This is a genomic window from Bacillota bacterium (assembly GCA_040755295.1).
Lineage (GTDB): Bacteria > Bacillota > Desulfotomaculia > Desulfotomaculales > Ammonificaceae > SURF-55.
On record JBFMBK010000005.1, the window covers coordinates 81,522 to 101,545 of the forward strand.

The window sequence follows — 20,024 nt, forward strand, 5'->3', positions numbered from 1 at the left end:
AGTTATTTGGTCCCGTACAGTCTGTCGCCGGCATCTCCCAGACCGGGGACAATATACCCATGGTCGTTTAACTGTTCGTCCACCGCCGCGCAGTAGATCCGCACCTCCGGATGATCGGTGTTTATCCTTTCTATTCCCGTTACGGAAGCAATGATGCACATCAGCTTTATAACCTTCACGCCTTCTTCCTTAATCATCGTTATAGCGGCGGAAGCCGAGCCCCCCGTGGCCAGCATCGGGTCCAGAACGACCGCGGTCCGTTCTTCCGCGTCGCCGGGGAGGTTGCGGTAGTAAGTGACCGCTTCGAGCGTTTCGGGATTGCGGTAGATACCGATGTGGCCCACTCTGACCGTGGGCAGAAGTTTCAGCATTCCTTCAACCATGCCAAGTCCGGCCCTCAATATGGGTACAATGAACATTTTCTTCGTGGAAATCACTCCGGTCCTTGCCGTCCCCACCGGTGTTTCAATCTCAATTTCGTCCAGAGGCATGTCCCTTGTAACCTCATACCCCATCAACATGGTTACCTCGGAGACCAGTTCCCGGAAATCTTTCGTGCCGGTGTTCTTATCGCGGAGAAACGATGCCTTGTGCTGAATCAGGGGATGGTCGAAAACAAACACGTTTTTCACAATTACCTCCTTCCCGGCGGTAACCCTATTGTTCTTACTGTTTCCGACATCGAATTTTGAACTTTAACTTTGAACGGACCTTAAAGGCTGACCCCTTGAGTTTTATCGGCCTGTCCTCAAGGCTTCAGCAAATTCCGCCGGGAGGCCCGCTCTGATTATATCCTGCCCGGTGCGGTCTGCGTCGTAGGGCACTTCGATGAAGCTCACCGCCGGTTCTTTCTTCAGGTCGATCAAAGCGTAAACGGCGGCCGGGGAACCGTGTTTCGGTTTGCCGACGCTTCCGCAGTTTATGACGTGCCCGGCCGGAAGGCTATGGTGGAACGGCCGGTGGGTGTGTCCCACCACCAGGATGCCGGCGCCGGCAAGAGCAAGCATTTCGGTAAACGTTTCCACGGGCGTTTCCGCAAAGAGGTACTCGTCGCGGTCGCGGGGACTCCCGTGAGTCATATAGAGGTTATGCCCTTCAAAATTAAAACGGAGTTGCGGCGGAAGCGAACGGAGGAATGCCTTGTTTTCTTCGCTCGTGTGCGCCTGAGCCCAGGATAAAGAGCGTTCGCCCAGTTCCTGCGCCGCTTTGTCCGGGAAGATGCACCCGCACACCGGGCGGTCGAAGGCCGTCGCTTCATCATAGTTGCCGCAGACCGCGGCGATCTGTTCGATACGGATGCGCTCGACCACCTCGTTCGGGTGCGGCCCGTACCCGACGAGGTCGCCGGCGCAAAGCAACAGGTCCGCATCCCGTCCCGCGATATCGGCCAGGACCGCTTCCAGTGCGGGGAGGTTGGCGTGAACATCCGACAGCGCTGCGATACGCATAATTAAGCCCCCTGATGTCTTTTAATTTCATATATTAACACAAAGCGGAGATTCTCAACAGATTTTAAAGACTCTTTGTTGTCGCGGGGCGCACTCTACAGTTCTTTGTTAAAATGACAGAAGTTCGACAGGATTTGCGGAGTATGGGAACGAATAGTAATACATGTCCGGCGCTCAGAAGGAGCTGGTACTGATAGTAAGAAACTACGGCTTGGTTCTTCGATGTCATCTTTCAACAATCGCAAATGTTGGATTGAACGCTGGACACCACGAAGGATGAGACCCGTAAGTTAGTCGCTTAGAAACAGCATCGTAACACTAACGGAACACGGAGAGGAGCGAGCAGTGCAAGGAAGCGCTCCGACGGCCGGGCCGGAGCGTACTGGGTGCGTACGTGAGGACCCGGACGGCGGAGACTGACTAAGTAATGCGAAGCTCATCGTCGTGCCCTCCGGCAGAAGAATAAATCTTAGATAGGGAGAGTGGCCCATGCGTTTAAGCTTCTACGGCGCCGCCCGGACGGTGACCGGCTCCTGCTTTCTGGTGGAGGCGAGCGGGACGCGAATCCTCGTCGACTGCGGCCTTTTTCAGGGACCTCCGGAAACGCGGGAGCGTAACTATGAACCCTTTCCGTTTCTTTCCGCCTCTATCGATTACCTGCTGGTGACCCACGCGCACATCGACCATTCCGGCCTTATCCCGCGCCTTTGTAAAACGGGGTTCAAGGGTAAAATCCTGGCCACGGCGGCCACGGTGGACTTGCTTACGGTTCTTTTACCCGATGCCGCCCATATTCAGGAGATGGAGGTGGAGCAGAAGAACCGGAAGGCAAGGCGTGCGGGTAAACCGCTCTTGGATCCGATATACACCGTGGCGGACGCGAACAAGAGCCTCAGTTTTTTCGAGGGTGTGAGCTACGATACGACCCTGACCATAACCCCGCAGATCGGCGCCACCTTTTATAACGCCGGCCATATCCTCGGCGCCGCGATGGTCATGCTGACGGTCAGCGAAAACGGCGTTCCGCTTAAGGTCCTGTTTTCGGGCGATATAGGCAGGCCGGGCCAGCGTTTCGTCAAGGACCCGGCGGTAGTTGACAACGCCGATTACGTGGTGATCGAATCAACCTACGGAAACAGGCTGCACCCCGAAGAAAACGAGGTGTCCGTGCTTCACGATGTTCTCTGGCGCACTTATAAGCGGGGCGGCAACGTAATTATTCCGGCCTTTGCGGTAGAGCGCACGCAGGACCTGCTTTTCGACCTCAGCGAGCTGCACCATAAGGGCGAAATGCCGCCGATGCAGGTATACATCGACAGCCCGTTGGCGACCGCGGTGACCGGTATCTTCGACCGGCACAAGGAGTGTTATGACGAGGAGACTCAAGCCCTGATAAAATCCGGGCAAAATCCGCTCGATTCGGATTACGTCCGCTTCTCGGTCACTACCGAGGAGTCCCGGGCGTTGAATCAAACGCCGCGCGGCATGGTGATCATTTCCGCGAGCGGTATGTGCGAAGCCGGGCGCATCCGGCACCACCTCAAGCACAACCTCTGGCGCCCTGAATCCACGGTTGTGTTCGTGGGTTTTCAGCCCCAGGGGACGCTCGGCAGACGCATCCTCGACGGCGAAAAGAGCGTTTCGATCTTCGGGGAGGAAATCGCCGTAAAGGCGGAAATCGTTGAGCTTTCGGGGTATTCGGCTCATGCCGACCAGGCCGGACTGATCGAATGGCTGTCAAACTTCAAAACCAGGCCGAAACAGGTTTTCGTGGTCCACGGTGAACCGGAGGCGTCCGAAAACCTGCGCGGCATGATAGAAAAAGATCTCGGCTTACAGGCCGTTGTTCCGAACTATTTGTCGTCGTGGACCCTCGCGGCGGACGTCCAGGCCGCCGCGTTGCTGGACGCTTACCGCCGCCTGGGAGAGCGGCTGCAGGAGGTCCTGAAGGCTTCCGATCCCAAAGAAATCGCCTCCATAGCCCGCCGGCTCGAATCGGTTGTAACGGGCGGGAATTAAATCTAACTGCTATAATAGTAGGTAGCAGGCAGTAGACAGTAGGTAGTAGTCGGAAGTTACGAGTTGCAAGTTAAGTCCTAAGTCGATAGTTCTCAGTCCTTAGTCGGGGGCAAAGTTACAAGTTGCGAGTTACGAGTCTCGGGCTGCGAGTTGTGAGTCGGTGCGGAACCAATCTTCAGTTTGGGAGCAGTAGATAGTAAATAGTAGGTGGTACAGAAGACGGGAGGTTTGTTCCCCTTCTCGATTCTGACTTCTATATTCTATATTCGATATTCTGACCGTCTTCGTCACTTAAAAGAGTTTATTCTGCTTTCAAACCTTGAACCTTGAACCTTGAACCTTGAACTTTGAACTTTGAACTTTGAACTTTGAACTTTAACAGGGGTGATGATTAAGCGACAACTCCCGCTTTTACTTTAGAGGATCTTAACGGCTTAAAGGTCTTTCGGGCGAAAGCCTTGACTGTTCCGTGGCTCGAACACGCCTTCACCACCCGCCTTGGGGGAGTAAGTGACGGGGCGTTTGCTTCGCTGAACCTGAGTTTTTTAGTGGGGGACCAGCCGCAAAGGGTCCGCGAAAATAGAAGACTCCTGGCCGGCGCGCTCCGGTACGATCCGGAGCGGTTGGTTTGCGGGCGGCAGGCGCACGGCGCCAACGTGGTGGTGGTTACGCCTCGGATCGCGGGTTCGGGAGCGTTTGACGCCCAAACCGCGCTCGGGGAGACCGACGGCCTGATAACGAACAGCGCGGGAATACCGTTGATGGCTTTTTTCGCGGACTGCGTTCCGGTTGTTCTTGCGGATACCGAAAACAAGGCGGCCGGGATCGTTCATGCAGGCTGGCGGGGCACGGTCCGGCAGGTTCCCGTCAAGGCGCTGGGCCGGATGTCCGGCGCTTTCGGCACCCGGGCGGCGCGCTGTCTGGCCGCGATCGGCCCGGCTATCGGTCCCTGTTGTTTTAACGTAAGCGAGCCGGTGGCGGCGGAGTTCAGCCGTTGGGGCGATAAGGTCGTCCATAAGGACGCGGACGGATATCGGGTGGACCTCTGGGAGGCCAACCGCAGAATCCTTATCGACGCGGGTGTCCTAGCGGAAAATATATCGGTTGTTAACATATGTACCGCCTGCCGCCCCGAACTTATGTTTTCCCACCGCCGCGACGCCGGCAGAACCGGCAGGATGTCCGCGGTAGTATCGATCAGACCGGAGGGATATTGACCGTGGCGCTGATTCTTGCGGTTGACGACGAAGAGCACATCCGGAGGTTGCTGCGTTTTACCCTGGAGCGGGAAGGATTTACGGTTGTGACCACGGGGGATGGGGCAAGCGCGCTGGAACTCGCCCGCACCCGCAACCCTGACCTGATCGTGCTCGACGTTATGCTGCCGGGGATGGATGGGCTGAGTTTTTGTCAGGCGCTGCGGGCGGATAAAAGACTGCGGGATCTGCCGGTGATCATGCTGAGCGCCCGCGGCGGGGAAACCGATAAGGTTTTAGGACTGGAAACGGGCGCCGATGACTACGTCACAAAACCTTTCAGTCCCCGGGAACTGGTGGCCCGGGTGCGCGCGCACCTCCGGCGCAAGCCGGCGGCTGAAGCGAATGATAAGCTGGTGTGCGGTCAACTGGTTATCGACCGCGAGCGGTTGAGCGTTTCGTGGGCGGGAGAAAGCCAGGGACTGACGCCGAAAGAGTTCGAGTTGCTTTATTACCTCGCGGAGCATCCGGGGCGGGTGTTTTCACGCGATTCCTTGTTAAACAGGGTCTGGGGTTTTGATTTTCCCGGTGGTTCGAGGACGGTGGACGTTCATATACGGTATATCAGGCATAAACTCGAACAACTGCCGGGGGCGCCTTATTTTATTGAAACGGTGCGGGGAGCGGGATATCGTTTTAAGGAGCGGGATAAATGGTAAAGACCATCCGCAAAAGGATTTTTATCTGCTTCTCTTTGCTGTTCCTGGCTTATGCGGGATTATGCTTACTTATATTCTACGGTCACCCGGGGTTGTGGACGGTGATAGCGGGCGGCGCTCTGGTGGCGGTGGTCACCGGGCGAATCGTAAGCCGACAGGTGGCTGAGCCCCTCAGGGCGTTGATCGATGTCGCCAGGGATCTGACGCGGTTTGAAGAGACAAGAGGCATCACAAGTACGGAGGACGCCGGGAGTCTGACCGGGCGTATCAACCTTTTGGCTCCCCGTTTGAAAGAGGCCTTCAATGTATTGCAGACGGAAAAGACGCGTATGGAGGAAATCCTTGCGAGCCTGAACGAAGCGGTGCTCGCGCTCGATTCATCCTGCAGGGTGCTCCTGACCAACGCGGCGCTCGAAACGCATTTCGGGGTCAGCCCTGCAGAGACGCGGGGGAAAAACATCCTGGAGGTTATCCGCAACCACGAACTCGAGCAGTTGATCCGGCAGGTCTTGAAGGACGGGTCGCCTGTGAGGCGGGAGCTGAAAATCCTTTCTCCTCAGCCGCGCACCTTTACCGCCCGCTTGACGCCGATTTCAACCCCGGAGGGTTCAGGAATCGTGGTGGTCCTGAGGGACGTAACCGAGCAGAGGCGTTTGGAACAGATGAGGAGTGAATTCGTGGCCAATGTTTCACACGAGTTGAGGACGCCGCTGACGGCCATTCGCGGTTTTGTAGAGACTTTGCGCGACGGCGCCATGAAGGATCGGGAAACCGCGGCGGAGTTTCTTGAGATCATTGAATCGGAAACAATACGTCTCGGGAGTCTGGTGGAAGACCTCCTGAACCTGTCGCGTCTTGAGGACCGCCGGACAGCGCTTGTCAGGAGAAGCGTATCGATCGGGGAGGTGCTTGCCCGCATACTTCCTGTTTTTGAAAAGCGAGCGAGTGAGCATGGATTAAAGCTTTCCGTGGAACTGCCGCCCAGCCTGCCGGAAGTGCACGGAGACCCGGAGTTGATCGGCCAGGTTTTTTCCAATCTGATAGACAATGCCCTTAAGTTTACATCCCAAGGCGAAATCGTCATCAAAGCGGTTACTTCCCCCGGTTGGATAAAGGTGGACGTCAGAGACACCGGCATCGGCATTCCCAAAGAGAGCCTGCCGCGGATTTTTGAGCGTTTCTACCGGGTGGAAAAAGCACGTTCGCGGGCTTCAGGCGGAACGGGGCTGGGCCTGGCGATTGTCAAACATATCGTCGAGGCGCACGGCGGGAGGGTGGACGTAGAAAGCGAATTGGGCGGGGGAAGCCGGTTTTCCTTCTATTTACCGGTGCTGGAAATTTAATATTGACTTAGCATTCATTTAACCGTAGCTTAATAGTGGGGTGTAACCTGTTTGGAGGCTTACCCCGTGTTGTTAAGGTGTAAGATGCAGAGGGTTCTGATATCGATTCTGTTGGTCCTCGGTTTGATTGTCGGCGGCTGCGGCAGGAGTCGTGCGGACGTAACGGTTTCCGGTTCCACCGTCCTTTTACCCCTGGCGAGGGACGCCGCGGCGGGGTTTGCGCCGGCGAATGCCGGGGCGGTGGTGAACGTTTCCGGCGGGGGATCGTATACGGGTTTGCAGCAGGTTGCTTGCGGACTTGTGGACATAGGCGCCTCGGAGGTGGAGCCGCCCGCCGGCGACCCGAAGTTCAAGGGTCTGGTCGACCACGTGGTGGCGTTGTGTCCTTTCCTTTTGATCGCCCATAGGGACGTCGGGGTGGACAACCTTACCGCGGACCAGGCGTCCGGAATCTTTACCGGCCGGATAAAGAACTGGCGTGAAGTGGGCGGGAAGGACTTAAAGATAACGATAGTCAACCGGCCCAAGTCCTCGGGCTCGCGCCGGGTAATAAAAGACCTGGTCCTTAGGGGACAAGAATTTACCGGGGACGCCCGGGTTGTAAACTCGAATGTTGAACTGCGGGAGGCTGTTGCCAAGACACCCGGCGCCATCGGGTTTGTCGACGCGGCCAACCTGGAAGGAACGGTTAAAACGCTTAAATACGACTCGGTTGTCTGTTCGCGGGAAACCATAACCAACGGCGCTTACCCCCTTTGGGCGCTGGAACACATGTATACGAAAGGGGAACCTAAAGGAGCGGTCGAGGCTTACCTTGAATTCATGTGCAGCGCTTCATTCCGGGAAAAAATAAAAAGCAGGGGCTTTCTTCTACCGTCCGAAATGAAGAAACAAAAATAAGAAGGCCGGACATGGTTTTGTAAGCGGCTTCTTGGAATGATGGGTAATATAGGAGTCCACCACGCAATCGGTGGCGGCTCACAAACACGGCGCCCATTCCGCCGTGCCAGAAATCACGAAGCATGGAAATTTAGATCCATACACTTGGAATTTCAAAGCGGTGTTTCAGCATACGCAGAATGCGGCGAAAGTGATGCAGTGAAAGGAAGACCGGTTGAGACGAACCGGAGCAGTTGGGAAGTGAGACGTGGGAAGCTGGAAGTGGGATTATCGAAGGAATTCGCTACGCGAATTTCAACAAGCATCTCACATCTAACCTCTCACCTCCTACCTCGTAGTTGGCGGCAATGCGTTACTTATCGTCGCGGCCAACGGAGGAAGCGCTATTTTCCGAGGGAGTGGACCACTAATGAATACGCGTATCAAGGTCGAAAACCTGAACCTTTACTATCGCGAAGAGCAGGCTCTTAAGGACGTAAGCATCGAGATTAAGACCAACGAAATCACGGCCTTGATCGGACCTTCAGGCTGCGGGAAGACAACTTTCTTAAGGGTGCTCAACCGGATGAACGACCTGATCGAGGGGGTTCGTGTTGAGGGTACGGTTCTCCTCGACGGTGAGGACATATACAAGCCCCAGGTTGATATCGTAAAGTTGAGGAAGCGTGTGGGGATGGTCTTTCAGCGCCCGAATCCTTTCCCGATGTCCATATACGATAACATCGCTTTCGGACCGCGGATCCACGGCGTCAAAGATAAACGCCGCCTGGACGAGCTTGTGGAGTCAAGTTTGCGGGGGGCGGCGCTGTGGGAGGAGGTGCGCGACCGGCTTTTCCGTTCGGCGCTCGGCCTGTCCGGAGGCCAGCAGCAGCGGGTTTGCATCGCCCGTCTTCTGGCTGTGGAACCGGAGGTGCTTCTGATGGACGAACCAACTTCGGCGTTGGATCCTGTCTCTACCACAAAAATCGAAGAGCTCCTCCGCGAATTAAGAGAGCGCTACACAATCGTAATCGTTACCCACAACATGCAGCAGGCTGCGCGGGTTTCGGACACCACGGCCTTTTTCCTGACCGGCGAGCTTATTGAATACGGCGAGACCGGGGCAATTTTTACCCGTCCCAAGGTAAAAAAGACGGAGGACTACATAACGGGGCGGTTCGGTTAAGGTAACACCATTGCTTTGTTCCCTCTTTTCTGGTAAACTTCAATAAATCTTCTGCAAACATTACTCATCTTTCGGGGAGTGGTAAATAGCGTGACTAGCCAGCGCGCGACGTTTGAAAGGGAACTGGCCGAGTTGCAGCGTGATATCCTGCGGATGGGAAGCATGGTCGAGATAGCGGTTTTCAATGCGGTGCAGGCCATGGTAACGCAGGATGAGGTACTCGCGAAACAGGTCATTATGAACGACGACCAGATCGACGCCTTGTGCGAAGACATTGAAAACAGGTGCGTGCGGCTTATTGCCACCCAGCAGCCGATCGCGCGCGACCTCCGGATAATAACGACCGGGATAAAGATTATCATCAACCTGGAGCGCATGGCCGACCACGCGGTGGACATAGCGCGTTCCGCCCTCAACCTGATTATCTGCTACAGCGCTACCGTTGCCGGAGTGGCGCTCGAAGGGATTTCACAGATCGGCAGGCTGGTGCAGCAGATGGTCAAAGAGGGATTGGACGCCTACGTGGACAACGACGTGGCCAAGGCGCGGTCGATGTGCACCACCGACGACCAGGTCGATCACCTTTACAATAAAACGTTCAAGGCGATCCTGGGATTAATGGAAAAAGAACCGGAGAACATCCGGTGTTATGTTTACTTGCTCCTCGCGTCCTTAAGGTTGGAACGTGTGGCCGACAGGGCCACCAACATCGGGGAGGACGTCGTATATCTGGTTACCGGCGAATGGGAAGAACTCAATTAGGCGGGGACGGACATTACTCCGATCGGTCGCGCCGGGGGCTGGTCCTGAACGCTTTCAGGACTGTCGCCCGGCACGTAGCATACTCCTGTGGGATAATTTTTGTTTGTTTGCAGGAAATACCACACTTTCCGGCGAATTACTCCTGAAATGAACCGGTTTATGGCAGACAACCTTGAGCGGGTAAAGGTTCAAATAGCTCAAGCCGCAAGACATGCCGGGAGGGATCCCGGTTCCGTACGGCTTGTGGCGGTCTCCAAGGGGATTCCGGTGCACGTAATGCGGGCAGCGCAGGTTGCGGGGATCACCACCTTCGGTGAAAACAGGGTCCAGGAATTCATCCGAAAGTACCGCGAGTTCGGACCTGAGGTTGAATGGCACTTTATCGGGTATCTTCAGCGGAATAAGGTACGGAACCTTGTTAACAAGGTGAAGCTTATTCACAGTCTCGACCGGTGGAACCTGGCGACCGAATTAAACCGTCAGGCGACGCAGGAAGGCGTATGTTTTGATGCGCTGGTGCAGATTAACGTTGCGCGGGAACGATCGAAACACGGTCTCTATGAGGAAGAACTGAGGGACTTCCTGACAGCGTCGACACAGCTTCCCGGCGTTCGGATCAGGGGACTGATGACCATGGCTCCTTTCGTACATGACCCGGAGGAGGTGCGGCCGGTTTTCAGGAGGTTGCGGGAACTGGCTGAAGACAACCGTAATACTCCGGGTTTGGCAATGGATTTTCTCTCCATGGGAATGACGCAGGATTATATGGTTGCTGTAGAAGAAGGGGCGAATATAGTGCGGGTAGGCACGGCGATTTTTAACCCGCTACAGGAGGGAAAGGGAAAAGGTCATGGCTAAGAAATTGGTGGACAAGGTTCTGGGATTCATCGGTTTTGAAGACGAGCAGGAAGAAGAACAGACAGCGGTTGATTCGCAGGAAAACTTGTTCCGGGCCAAAAAAGGCTCTGTGGTTAGTTTGCACTCCCAGCGACAACTCCGGGTGGTGGTCTGTGAGCCGCGCTCTTTCGATGATGCGCAGGAGATTGCCGATCACCTGAAAAACCGCCGTCCTGTCGTGGTGAACCTGGAACGGGTAGAGACCGACCTGGCGCGGCGGGTGGTGGATTTCATCAGCGGCGCGGTTTATGCCCTCGGGGGAAACGTTCAGAAGGTCGGTAACGGAATCTTTCTGTTCGCGCCGAACAACGTGGATATCGCCGCCGAGGCGAAAGAAACCGAAAAGAGCCTTTTCCCCTGGATGCGCGGATAGCATTCATCATTTCCCAAGAGTCCCAAGGCCCAACACTCAGAAGACATCTGATAGTGATAGTACGGCATTGTGGCTTTGGAGTCGTCGGTGTCATCTGAAAATACTTGGAGATGTTGGACTAAGTGCCGGGCACCATAAAATCTGAAAATACAGACCAGTAAGCCGGTTACTTAGATGCAGAAGAGTAACATATGCGGAACGCGGCGAGAAGTGATGCAGTGCAAGGAAGACCGGTGGAGACGAACCGGCAATTGGGAAGTGAGACGTGGGAAATTGGAAGTGTGATTCTAGAAGGAATTCGCTCATCAGCGAATTCGAACAAGCATCTCACTTCTAACCTCTTACCTCCCACCTCGCAGTTGGCAGCAATGCGTTGCTTATCGCGGCGCCCTACGAAAGAAGTACTATTATAAGGGGGCTTGCTTAGGTGCCGCTAACCGGACTCAAGGTAGGGATTATCGGCGGCGGAGCCATGGGAGGGGCGCTGACGACAGGCCTGGTTAATAGCGGGCGGGTTGCCCCAAACGCGGTTCTGGTCGGCGATGTCAACGCCCGGTGCCTTCGAAGGCTCGAAGAAGGACTTGGTGTCCGGACGACCCAGGACAACAAGAACCTGGTCGGTGAAACGGATATAATTGTTCTCGCCGTAAAGCCTGATCTGGTGGTTCCGGTGCTGGGGGAGGCCGGACCGTTCCTGCGTCCGGAACAGACGCTGATTTCCATCGCTGCCGGGGTTCCCATAAATGTGATTGAAAAAAACCTCACGCGTTCGGTGCCAGTGGTTCGCGTCATGCCGAACACCCCGTGTCTTGTAGGCGAGGGTGCGAGCGTCTATGCCCTGGGAACCGGTGCCGCGCCGCGGGATGCAGCGCGCGCTGAAGCCATATTTTCCGCGGTGGGCCGGGTAGTTGCGGGCAAAGAGGCGCTTCTCGACGCCGTTACGGGGTTGAGCGGCAGCGGGCCGGCCTATGTTTATACGGTTATTGAAGCACTGGCCGACGGCGGGGTGAGGATGGGACTGCCCCGGGATACAGCGCTTGTCCTAGCCGCCCAGACGGTGCTCGGCGCGGCAAAAATGGTCCTCGAATCGGGAGAACACCCGGCCGCGCTGCGTGATAGGGTTACAACCCCCGGCGGCACAACGGCTGCCGGACTTTTTGAGCTTGAAGACCGCGGACTGAGAGCGATACTCATCCGGGCTGTGGGAGCCGCTGCCGCGCGTTCGCGGGAACTAAGTTCCGGGTAGCTATTCAGCTTATATAACACTGACGAAACGCGGTAAGAGGCAAGCAGAGCAATTGAGAAGTGAGCAGCGTGAAGTTGGGAAGTGGAATTTAACAAGGCTTTCACTTCTAATCTCTCACATCGCACCTCTCAAATCGTCGCGCCCAACAAGGTGCCTGAATATTTACGGTTCCGGAAGTGTGATATAATATTTAGGATAGGGTGTTTCCCCGAAAGTCCCGGAGCGTTATACAGAAAGGTCTTGGAACATGGCGTTGAAACTGACGATTTTCCGGATTGTTGACATAGCATTTCAGCTTTACATCTGGCTTATAATTATCCGTGTGGTTCTTTCCTGGATAAAGCACAACCCGTACCAGCCGATTATCAGGTTCATTTACGAGGTTACGGAACCTTACCTGCGCCTTTTCCGGGGGATCATTCCACCGATCGGGATGATAGACATCTCACCGTTGATCGCCTTCCTTGTATTAAATATAGCGCAAAGGTTTGTACTATGGATATTAGGCACCTTATTTTCTTTCTTTTAGGTGATTGGAATGCTCACTCCGCTTGACGTTCACCGGAAAGAGTTCCAGCGCGTCTTCCGCGGTTACAGTGAGCAGGAGGTCGACGACTTCCTGACCAGGGTTGCGGAAGTCATGGAACGCCTTTACCGGGAGAATGAACAGTTGCGGGCATCAAGCCGGGCGGCGGAGAAAGCGGCGGGCGTCCGGGAGTTGCCGTCTGAGGGTTTGCCCCCGCCTGCAGGATACCAGTCCGGTCCGGAGCGGGTGGATACACAGGTTCCCGAGCTTTTAAAGGAAATGGAAAACATAGCCGGAGCCGCTCTCGCCGAGACCGCCAGACAGGCGGAGGAAACGGTTCTACATACCGAACAACGCATGGCCGACCTGGTTGTCCAGGTAGAGAACAAAACCAGGTATATACTCGACGAAGCGGAAAAGCGTTTAGAGGCGCTCCTTTCCGGTGCGGCGGAACGGTTCCGCGTTCTCCTCAGCGAAAAGGCAGGTAATGAGAAAGGCGGTACCACGGGCGGGATTTTAAGTCCCGTGAAGAAGACCCGGAAAAAGAGGGCATGAGCCCGGACGGGAAGGCAGAAAACCTGCAGTCCTTGTTCCGCGGGGAAAAAGGCGGGGTGGTGTTTCGGGTTCGTCTGACCCCGCGGGCGTCTAAGAATGAAATAGTCGGTTTGGCCGACAACCACCTGCGGGTGAGGGTTAACGCCCCGCCGGTTGAAGGCAAGGCGAACCAGGCGCTTTTAAAGATACTGAGCAAGGTTTTCGACACCCCGGCCAGCCGTTTTTGCATAGTGCACGGTGAATCATCCCGGGAGAAGACCATCCGTATTGAAGGGGGTACGGTGGAAGCGGCGGTCGAGTGCGCCATGCGGGTATTGAAGAAGGACAGGTCTATGCCGCGCTGACGGGGCGGCTGAACTGCAAATAATAAATAAGTCGATGAACGGAAGAGTAAGCGGTTGTCGGAGTCTCAAGCGAGCCCGGGGAGGTGGAAGCCGGGTGACCGGAACCGCCGAAAATCACCCGGGAGATTCCGGGCTGAACGGACATCAGGGGTACGGCGGTCTGTTATCCTCGACCGTCGACCGCCGGGGTTCAAATAGGTCCGGACGGTTTGCCGCCGTTACCGGCAGTAAGAGCATCCGGCACTTGAGCGGGTATTGGAAGAATATATGAGCCGATGGATAAGGTTTCCAAGGCGATAGAACTTTATCTTGAGCGCGTGCAAGTACCTGGTTGGGTGTCGGATAATTAGGGTGGTACCACGGGAGAACCTCTCGTCCCTTACGGCGGGGGGTTTTATTTGTTAAGGTTACTTATCGCCGTGCCTTACGAAAGAACACTTATTTTCGAAGGAGTTCCATATGATGCCTTAGTCGGCACCACGTCGAATGAAAATAGGACCCTTAAGCTGGCCTGTAATGTAACAAAGGCGGAGCTCATCGTCGCGCCCATCGAAAGAAGCACTATTCTTAAGGAAGTCGCCCATGCCGCGTTGCGACACAGCGATTGAGGAAAATATAGACCCGTAAGCGTGTTGCTTAGCTGCAGTGGTATAACATAAACGAAACGCCGTGAGAAGCGAGCAGAGCAAGGAAGATTGGCAAGGGCGGGCCGGAGCGTATATGGAAATACGTGAGGGCCCGGCCTTGCCAAGCTGACGCAGCTACGTGAAGCTTATCGCGGCGCTCGGCGAAAGAAGCACTATTTCAAGGAGGAAGAGATGGACTGGAGTAAGACGCTAAACCTGCCCAAGACGGATTTCCCGATGAGGGCGAATCTGCCGCAGAGGGAGCCTGAGATCCTGGAGTACTGGGGGAAAATCAACCTTTACGACCTTGCCAGGGAAAAGGCTGCGGGGCAGCCGAAGTTTATCCTTCACGACGGGCCGCCTTATGCCAACGGCCATATTCATTTGGGGCACGCCCTGAACAAGATTCTGAAGGACATAATTGTTAAATACCACTCCATGAGCGGCTTTGACGCACCGTACGTGCCCGGATGGGACACGCACGGCCTGCCGATAGAGCAGCAGGCGATAAAAACCCTGGGGATTAACCGTCACCGGATGAAGCCCGTGGAATTCAGACGGCATTGCCGGGAGTACGCCCTGAAGTTCGTCGATATTCAGCGGAAGGAGTTCGAGCGCCTCGGGGTCAGGGGTGATTGGCGTAATCCTTACCTTACGCTCATACCCGAATACGAGGCAAGGCAGATAGAGGTTTTCGGGGAAATGGCCGGAAAGGGTTACATTTACAAAGGTTTGAGGCCGGTGTACTGGTGCGCGACATGTGAAACGGCGCTGGCCGAGGCCGAGGTGGAGTATGCCGAACAGGAGTCTCCTTCTATCTATGTCCGGTTTAAGGTGGTCGACGGGAAGGGGCTGCTGCCTCCGGAAACCTATTTTGTAATCTGGACCACCACCCCGTGGACGCTTCCGGCGAATGTCGCCGTATGCCTTCACCCGGACTTCGTCTATTCGGTCGTGCGATCGGATGGGGCGGGCTACGTAGTGGCGAAGGAGTTGATTGGGCCTTTTTTGAAGGTCCTCGGGAGCGAGCAGTACACGGTTGAGGCCGAGTTTCAGGGGCGGGAGCTGGAAGGGGCGCTCTGCCGGCATCCCTTTGCGGAACGGGATTCGCTGGTTGTTCTCGGCGATTACGTTTCCCTGGAACAGGGCACCGGTTGCGTTCACAACGCTCCCGGTCACGGCGAAGAGGACTTTATTACCTGTAAAAAATACGGGCTGCCGGTTTTGTCCCCCGTCGACGGGCGCGGGTTTTTCACGAACGATGCCGGCCCTCTTGCGAGGGTATTCTACCGGAAGGCGAACCCCGCAATCATAGATGACTTAAAGCAGCGGGACCGGCTGCTATCAGAAAGCAGGGTCAAACACCAGTACCCCCATTGCTGGCGCTGCAAAAACCCGGTCTTTTTCCGGGCGACGGAGCAGTGGTTCGCTTCCATCGACGGTTTCAGGGAAGCGGCGCTGCAGGCGATTCGCCGGGTCGAATGGATCCCGGCATGGGGCGAGGAGCGGATTTACAATATGGTGGCCACACGGGGCGACTGGTGCATCTCACGCCAGCGCCTCTGGGGGGTGCCGCTGATCATTTTCTACTGCGGGAAGTGCGGCACGGAGATCATCAATAATGAGACCATCGCACACGTGAAGGCGCTCTTCCGGAAGCACGGTTCGGACATCTGGTACAGCGCTCCGGCACAGGAACTGCTCCCGCCGGGGTTTGTGTGCCCCGCCTGCGGCTGCGGTGAGTTTAGCAAAGAAGACGATATAATGGACGTCTGGTTCGATTCGGGCTCCAGCCACTGGGCGGTGATACACCAGCCGTCGCCCTGGCCGGAGCTTACCTGGCCGGCGGACCTTTACCTGGAGGGGAGCGACCAGCACAGGGGCTGGTTCAATTCATCGCTTTCCACATCCGTGGCGGTCACGGGGCAGCCGCCTTACAAAGCGGTTCTCACGCACGGTTTTCTGGTGGATGAACAGGGGCGCAAGATGTCCAAATCGCTGGGCAACGTTGTCGACCCGCTGAAGGTTATCCAGCAGTTGGGCGCAGACATCCTGCGCCTTTGGGTGTGTTCCGCCGATTATCGGGGTGATCTCGCGGCTTCCGACAGCATCCTAAAACAAATAGCCGAGGCCTACCGTAAGATCCGGAACACCTTCCGCTTCCTTCTGGGGAACCTGTACGACTTCCCGCGGGAGGGCGCGGTTCCTTACAGCGAACTTCCCGAGATCGACCGTTTCGCCCTCATGCGGCTTGAACGGCTGAAGCGTAGAGTGCTGGACGCTTACAAGGACTACGAGTTCCACGTGGTCCAGCACGCCATTCACTCCTTTTGTGTTGTGGATCTGAGCGCCTTCTACCTGAATGTGCTGAAAGACAGGCTCTACTGCGAGCCGCCGGACTCGATCAAACGACGCGCCGCACAGACGGTGCTCCGCGAGGTGCTGGACACCCTTCTGCTCCTGCTGGCCCCGGTGCTGGCGTTCACCACCGAGGAAATCTGGCGTTATGTGCCGGTCCCGGGGAAGAAGGCCGCGAGTGTTCAGTTGCTCGACATGCCTTCCCCGAAGGACGAGTATCTCGACGACGAAGCGCTTGAAGCGCGCTGGGAGCGTCTGCTCCGGGTGCGGGACGTCATCCTGGAGGCGCTGGAGCAGGCACGCCAGGGTAAGGTTATCGGCGATTCGCTGGAGGCGGTGGTGGAGGTCTATACTGCCGGGGAAACGCACCGGTTTATAAAAGAAAATGCCGGCGACCTGAGGATGATAAGCATCGTTTCCCGGCTAGAGGTGGCTCGGGACGGGGAGCCGGCTCCGGAGGGGAGTTTCGGCCAGGATGATTTTTCGGTGCTGGTGCGACGGGCGCCCGGAGAAAAGTGTGCCCGGTGTTGGGGTTACAGCGAAACGGTAGGGCAGCACGCGATTCAACCGGAACTTTGTTCGCGCTGCGCCGAGGTTGTGGGTTCTAATCCTATTGGGGCGAACGGCTAGGAGACCGCTGCAAAACCACGCCTAGCTGTTTCAGAAGTCGGATGCAGGATGTTGGAAGTCAGAAGTTAGAAAATCCGAGAGAAATTGGCGTAGCGAATTTCTACAAAGATTCTTGCCCCTGATATTGCGTCCGACATCCGTTTTCAGTCTCCGGGAATTTACTAGGTTTGACTGCCGAAAGACGTTGAATCTGTTTTCAACACTCTTTTAGGAGGCCGGGCGGTTGGGAAGTGCGAGGTGGGAGGTCGGAAGTCGGAAGTGAGAGGATAATGAGCGACGCCTTTCTTTCTACATGAGATATTTGGTTAACCACAATCAGAGTCTCTCGTCTTTATTATTTTTGTAACCTTATTTAACGGGAGTTTTTTCTATTTGAATTGCGGTCAGTATCGCTTGAAGGTTGGCTTTAACGGTAGCTTCAATCTCGGCTTTCTGGAAGTGGAGCGGGATTTCACCGGAGAGGACTTTTGTTAGATAAGTTTCTATATCGGGATGCTCCTGGATTTGTTTTTCATTTCGGGCTGCCGGATCCTCGGTGTTTCCAATCAGATAATCGACCGAAGTGTTAAAAATCTCCGCAAGGCGGAGGAGGCTTTGCCTGTCGGGGAAGTTCTCCTTGCTTTGTGCCTCCCACCCGGCAATCGTTGACCGGGCCACATTCAAAGCTTCCGATAAATCCTTTTGCGTCCAGTTCTTGCATTTCCTAAGGTGCTGGAGTCGTTGTTTAAAAATGTTGACATCGCTGTCTCTTGGGTTCAAATACCCTCACCCTCGGATTTGACATGACTCCTGACGTGATTCACGAAATTATGTATAACAAGATTCGCTTTAATAATATAAATTTTGTAGGAATAAATAAAGACTTGACGATAAAAAGAACAATTACGGTGCTTTTCCCGCCTTTAAAAGCCATTATCTTTCAATATAAGGGTTATGGAAATCAAGAAGGTGAGGACAGCGGTATTGGTCCAGTCCCGGGTGCATCGTGGCGGCAACGGCAAAGCGGTCTTCGAAGCCCGCTGCGAAGATTGGCGAAGCTTTATGCTCCTCGCGGTTTCCGGTAAAACACCAAACGCTGAATGGTTATAAAGGAAAAACGCGGCAACCGCTGCGGCTCTTTTCCCGGCTCCGAAAGCTTATCAAGACAGATAAGCGGCCAGTTCTCCTATTCCGTAAATAGCGGCCAGCGCTACTATGGTAAAAATGACCATCCAGAGGTCGAAGACGGAAAGGTCGAACCTCGCAGCCAGTCTTTTCATGAAAGACCTTTTGGCCGGCCCTTTATTCTCGTTCCCTTCCTGCGCCGGGCTTAATATGTCCATGAGCGGAATCTGAAACGGCATAACAGCATCTCCCCTTCAATAGTACTTCTTCAATCCACAATCATATGATTGCAAGAACCATGCCGTCTTTATAACGGTCGGTATGAGTGCGCGGGGATTCGCACCCGTGATTATTCACGCACCGCACGGCTGTTGCCAAGGAAAAACCGTCTGGTTAAGCAAGACGGTTAAACGGTTATGGACTCGTGGTGCCTGGCAGGAAGGAAAGAGACGGTGAACGTCCGACGTACCTGCTCGGCGTCCCGATGGTGGCGGTTATATAAGACGCCGCTGTTCCGGTGATGACGCAGGTGTTTGGCCGTCAATGTAAATAACCGGTATTGTTGACTTCGGGGTAAAGGTAGGAGTAAATCCGGTAGGTCCAAATGGTTTTCCGCACGAACTGTCTGGTTTCTGAAAACGGTATCTGGTCGATGTCGGCGCTCTCGCCGGTCCACGTCCGATCGGAAAGCCATTTCCTTACGTTTCCCCGCCCGGCGTTATAGGCCGCCAGGGCCGGGATGGTATCGTTAAACTCGCGGTTCAGGAAGGCCAGGTACCAGGTGCCGAAGCAGACGTTTTTTTCGGGATCTAAAAGTTGATCGTTCGAGAAGGTCCGCCCCTGTTTCGAGGCAACCCAGGCCGCGGTTTCAGGCATCAGCTGCATCAAGCCTACCGCGCCGCGAGGGGATACGGCGTCATGGCGAAAACCGCTTTCCACCTTAACAATGGCGGTCACCAACAGTGGGTTCAGACCGTTTTCTGCGGCGTACCGGAAAACGGTTTCCTGATGTTCTAAGGGGTAGTAATGCCGCCCTATAGGTTTCAGGTTGACAAGCAAAACGGCGAATGAGACAACCAGGAGGATTACCGCCAGGTCGCGCCTATTCCTGGTCAATGCCGCCACCTTGCTCCTCCAGTAGTTTCTTGTAAAAGAATTCAATCTGCTCGCGGGTATGGTTGAAGCCGCCGCTGTTATCGATTACGCAGTCTGAACGGCGGATTTTCTCTTCCTGAGGCATTTGCGCCGCGATGATCGACTGCGCCTGCTCGGGAGGAATCCTGTCTCGGGCCGCCAACCGGCGGACAATGGCGTCTTTATCGGCTATGACGACCCAGATCTCATCCATCTTATCGGCCTGACCGGCTTCAAGGAGAAGGGGCGCTTCGACGACCACGACCATCGGCGGTTCCGGACTTTGGCGTAACTCCTGCAGCGTTCCCGTGATCACTGCGGCGATTTCGGGATGTGTGAGCGCATTGAGTCGGTTTCTCGCGGCCGAATCGCTGAATATTAATCGTCGGAGCGCGACCCGGTTCAGGGAACCGTCCGGCAGGAGGTACTCCGGGCCGAATTGTTCGATGATTTTGTTCAAAAGAGGCTGACCGGGTTCGGTGAGCTGCTTTGCCACAGCGTCGGCTTCAATCACCTCCGCGCCGAGACTCTTCAGATGGCGCGCCACGTTTGTCTTCCCCGCGCCTGCACTGCCGGTGAGTCCTATGACCTTCATTCGACCCCTCCTCTGAGAATAGTTCTTCTTTCGATGGGCTCGGCGATAAGTAACGCATTGCTGTGTCAGCCCTGCGGCGCCGAA

At 55.5% G+C, this 20,024-nt stretch carries 21 protein-coding genes and 1 other annotated feature; of the genes, 15 read left to right on the plus strand and 6 right to left on the minus strand.

The annotated features are described in order from the left end of the window. Positions 1-2 precede the first annotated feature (2 nt). Both upp and AB1500_05625 read right to left on the minus strand, forming a co-directional pair. Positions 3-632 (minus strand): uracil phosphoribosyltransferase, encoded by a 630-nt coding sequence (gene upp, locus AB1500_05620; GenBank protein MEW6182642.1) that lies wholly within the window; start codon positions 630-632, stop codon positions 3-5. Positions 633-734: 102 nt separating this feature from the next. Continuing rightward, positions 735-1,448: a metallophosphoesterase family protein gene (locus tag AB1500_05625; protein ID MEW6182643.1), complete on the minus strand. Its 714-nt coding sequence runs from the start codon at positions 1,446-1,448 to the stop codon at positions 735-737. Positions 1,449-1,937: 489 nt separating this feature from the next. On the opposite strand from AB1500_05625, the gene AB1500_05630 reads away from it, so the two are divergent. The 15 genes from AB1500_05630 (at position 1,938) to ileS (ending at position 17,107) form a co-directional block, all read left to right on the plus strand. After that, positions 1,938-3,467, plus strand: a complete 1,530-nt coding sequence (locus AB1500_05630) for an MBL fold metallo-hydrolase (protein MEW6182644.1) — start codon at positions 1,938-1,940, stop codon at positions 3,465-3,467. A 458-nt stretch (positions 3,468-3,925) separates the two neighbouring features. After that, the gene (gene pgeF / locus AB1500_05635; protein MEW6182645.1) at positions 3,926-4,684 is read left to right on the plus strand and encodes a peptidoglycan editing factor PgeF; all 759 of its coding nucleotides are present in this window, start codon (positions 3,926-3,928) and stop codon (positions 4,682-4,684) included. Between the two features lie 2 nt (positions 4,685-4,686). Further along, positions 4,687-5,382: a response regulator transcription factor gene (locus AB1500_05640; GenBank protein ID MEW6182646.1), complete on the plus strand. Its 696-nt coding sequence runs from the start codon at positions 4,687-4,689 to the stop codon at positions 5,380-5,382. Further along, entirely contained in the window at positions 5,376-6,725 is a 1,350-nt protein-coding gene (gene pnpS / locus AB1500_05645) for a two-component system histidine kinase PnpS (protein ID MEW6182647.1), read from the plus strand. The genes AB1500_05640 and pnpS overlap by 7 nt, the downstream gene beginning before the upstream one ends. Before the next feature lie 66 nt (positions 6,726-6,791). Continuing rightward, a complete protein-coding gene (locus AB1500_05650; protein MEW6182648.1) occupies positions 6,792-7,625 on the plus strand; it encodes a phosphate ABC transporter substrate-binding protein in 834 nt (277 codons plus the stop codon). A gap of 409 nt (positions 7,626-8,034) precedes the next feature. Beyond that, on the plus strand, positions 8,035-8,790 hold the full coding sequence (gene pstB / locus AB1500_05655; protein MEW6182649.1) for a phosphate ABC transporter ATP-binding protein PstB: 756 nt from the start codon (positions 8,035-8,037) through the stop codon (positions 8,788-8,790). Between the two features lie 90 nt (positions 8,791-8,880). Then, entirely contained in the window at positions 8,881-9,552 is a 672-nt protein-coding gene (phoU, locus tag AB1500_05660; protein MEW6182650.1) for a phosphate signaling complex protein PhoU, read from the plus strand. A 147-nt stretch (positions 9,553-9,699) separates the two neighbouring features. Beyond that, positions 9,700-10,410, plus strand: a complete 711-nt coding sequence (locus AB1500_05665; GenBank protein ID MEW6182651.1) for a YggS family pyridoxal phosphate-dependent enzyme — start codon at positions 9,700-9,702, stop codon at positions 10,408-10,410. Then, the gene (locus tag AB1500_05670) at positions 10,403-10,822 is read left to right on the plus strand and encodes a cell division protein SepF (protein MEW6182652.1); all 420 of its coding nucleotides are present in this window, start codon (positions 10,403-10,405) and stop codon (positions 10,820-10,822) included. The genes AB1500_05665 and AB1500_05670 overlap by 8 nt, the downstream gene beginning before the upstream one ends. Positions 10,823-11,249: 427 nt before the next feature. Next, positions 11,250-12,068 (plus strand): pyrroline-5-carboxylate reductase, encoded by an 819-nt coding sequence (gene proC, locus AB1500_05675; protein MEW6182653.1) that lies wholly within the window; start codon positions 11,250-11,252, stop codon positions 12,066-12,068. A gap of 247 nt (positions 12,069-12,315) precedes the next feature. Further along, positions 12,316-12,597 (plus strand): YggT family protein, encoded by a 282-nt coding sequence (locus AB1500_05680; GenBank protein ID MEW6182654.1) that lies wholly within the window; start codon positions 12,316-12,318, stop codon positions 12,595-12,597. A gap of 9 nt (positions 12,598-12,606) precedes the next feature. Then, positions 12,607-13,149 carry a DivIVA domain-containing protein gene (locus AB1500_05685; protein ID MEW6182655.1) on the plus strand — a complete coding sequence of 181 codons (543 nt, stop codon included), beginning with the start codon at positions 12,607-12,609 and terminating at the stop codon, positions 13,147-13,149. After that, the gene (locus AB1500_05690) at positions 13,146-13,493 is read left to right on the plus strand and encodes a DUF167 domain-containing protein (GenBank protein MEW6182656.1); all 348 of its coding nucleotides are present in this window, start codon (positions 13,146-13,148) and stop codon (positions 13,491-13,493) included. The genes AB1500_05685 and AB1500_05690 overlap by 4 nt, the downstream gene beginning before the upstream one ends. A gap of 25 nt (positions 13,494-13,518) precedes the next feature. Next, positions 13,519-13,876: a binding site (T-box leader), on the plus strand. 15 nt (positions 13,877-13,891) lie between these two features. Next, a complete protein-coding gene (locus AB1500_05695) occupies positions 13,892-14,101 on the plus strand; it encodes a hypothetical protein (GenBank protein MEW6182657.1) in 210 nt (69 codons plus the stop codon). A 210-nt stretch (positions 14,102-14,311) separates the two neighbouring features. Continuing rightward, a complete protein-coding gene (gene ileS, locus AB1500_05700) occupies positions 14,312-17,107 on the plus strand; it encodes an isoleucine--tRNA ligase (protein ID MEW6182658.1) in 2,796 nt (931 codons plus the stop codon). A gap of 348 nt (positions 17,108-17,455) precedes the next feature. Here the strand turns inward: ileS and AB1500_05705 are convergent, their stop codons facing one another. From AB1500_05705 to coaE, 4 genes are all read right to left on the minus strand, one after another. Continuing rightward, positions 17,456-17,866 carry a helix-turn-helix transcriptional regulator gene (locus AB1500_05705; GenBank protein ID MEW6182659.1) on the minus strand — a complete coding sequence of 137 codons (411 nt, stop codon included), beginning with the start codon at positions 17,864-17,866 and terminating at the stop codon, positions 17,456-17,458. Positions 17,867-18,246: 380 nt separating this feature from the next. Then, positions 18,247-18,450, minus strand: a complete 204-nt coding sequence (locus AB1500_05710; protein MEW6182660.1) for a hypothetical protein — start codon at positions 18,448-18,450, stop codon at positions 18,247-18,249. Between the two features lie 301 nt (positions 18,451-18,751). Then, positions 18,752-19,336 carry a lytic transglycosylase domain-containing protein gene (locus AB1500_05715; protein ID MEW6182661.1) on the minus strand — a complete coding sequence of 195 codons (585 nt, stop codon included), beginning with the start codon at positions 19,334-19,336 and terminating at the stop codon, positions 18,752-18,754. After that, a complete protein-coding gene (coaE, locus tag AB1500_05720; protein MEW6182662.1) occupies positions 19,314-19,940 on the minus strand; it encodes a dephospho-CoA kinase in 627 nt (208 codons plus the stop codon). The genes AB1500_05715 and coaE overlap by 23 nt, the downstream gene beginning before the upstream one ends. Between the last annotated feature and the right edge of the window lie 84 nt (positions 19,941-20,024).

Coding starts and splice junctions, on each gene's coding strand:
- AB1500_05625 (MEW6182643.1), bottom strand. CDS start 1,448: ATGCGTATCGCAGCGCTGTCGGATGTTCACGCCAACCTCCCCGCACTG.
- AB1500_05630 (MEW6182644.1), top strand. CDS start 1,938: ATGCGTTTAAGCTTCTACGGCGCCGCCCGGACGGTGACCGGCTCCTGC.
- pnpS (MEW6182647.1), top strand. CDS start 5,376: ATGGTAAAGACCATCCGCAAAAGGATTTTTATCTGCTTCTCTTTGCTG.
- pstB (MEW6182649.1), top strand. CDS start 8,035: ATGAATACGCGTATCAAGGTCGAAAACCTGAACCTTTACTATCGCGAA.
- AB1500_05665 (MEW6182651.1), top strand. CDS start 9,700: ATGAACCGGTTTATGGCAGACAACCTTGAGCGGGTAAAGGTTCAAATA.
- AB1500_05670 (MEW6182652.1), top strand. CDS start 10,403: ATGGCTAAGAAATTGGTGGACAAGGTTCTGGGATTCATCGGTTTTGAA.
- AB1500_05680 (MEW6182654.1), top strand. CDS start 12,316: ATGGCGTTGAAACTGACGATTTTCCGGATTGTTGACATAGCATTTCAG.
- AB1500_05685 (MEW6182655.1), top strand. CDS start 12,607: ATGCTCACTCCGCTTGACGTTCACCGGAAAGAGTTCCAGCGCGTCTTC.
- AB1500_05690 (MEW6182656.1), top strand. CDS start 13,146: ATGAGCCCGGACGGGAAGGCAGAAAACCTGCAGTCCTTGTTCCGCGGG.
- ileS (MEW6182658.1), top strand. CDS start 14,312: ATGGACTGGAGTAAGACGCTAAACCTGCCCAAGACGGATTTCCCGATG.
- AB1500_05710 (MEW6182660.1), bottom strand. CDS start 18,450: ATGCCGTTTCAGATTCCGCTCATGGACATATTAAGCCCGGCGCAGGAA.
- coaE (MEW6182662.1), bottom strand. CDS start 19,940: ATGAAGGTCATAGGACTCACCGGCAGTGCAGGCGCGGGGAAGACAAAC.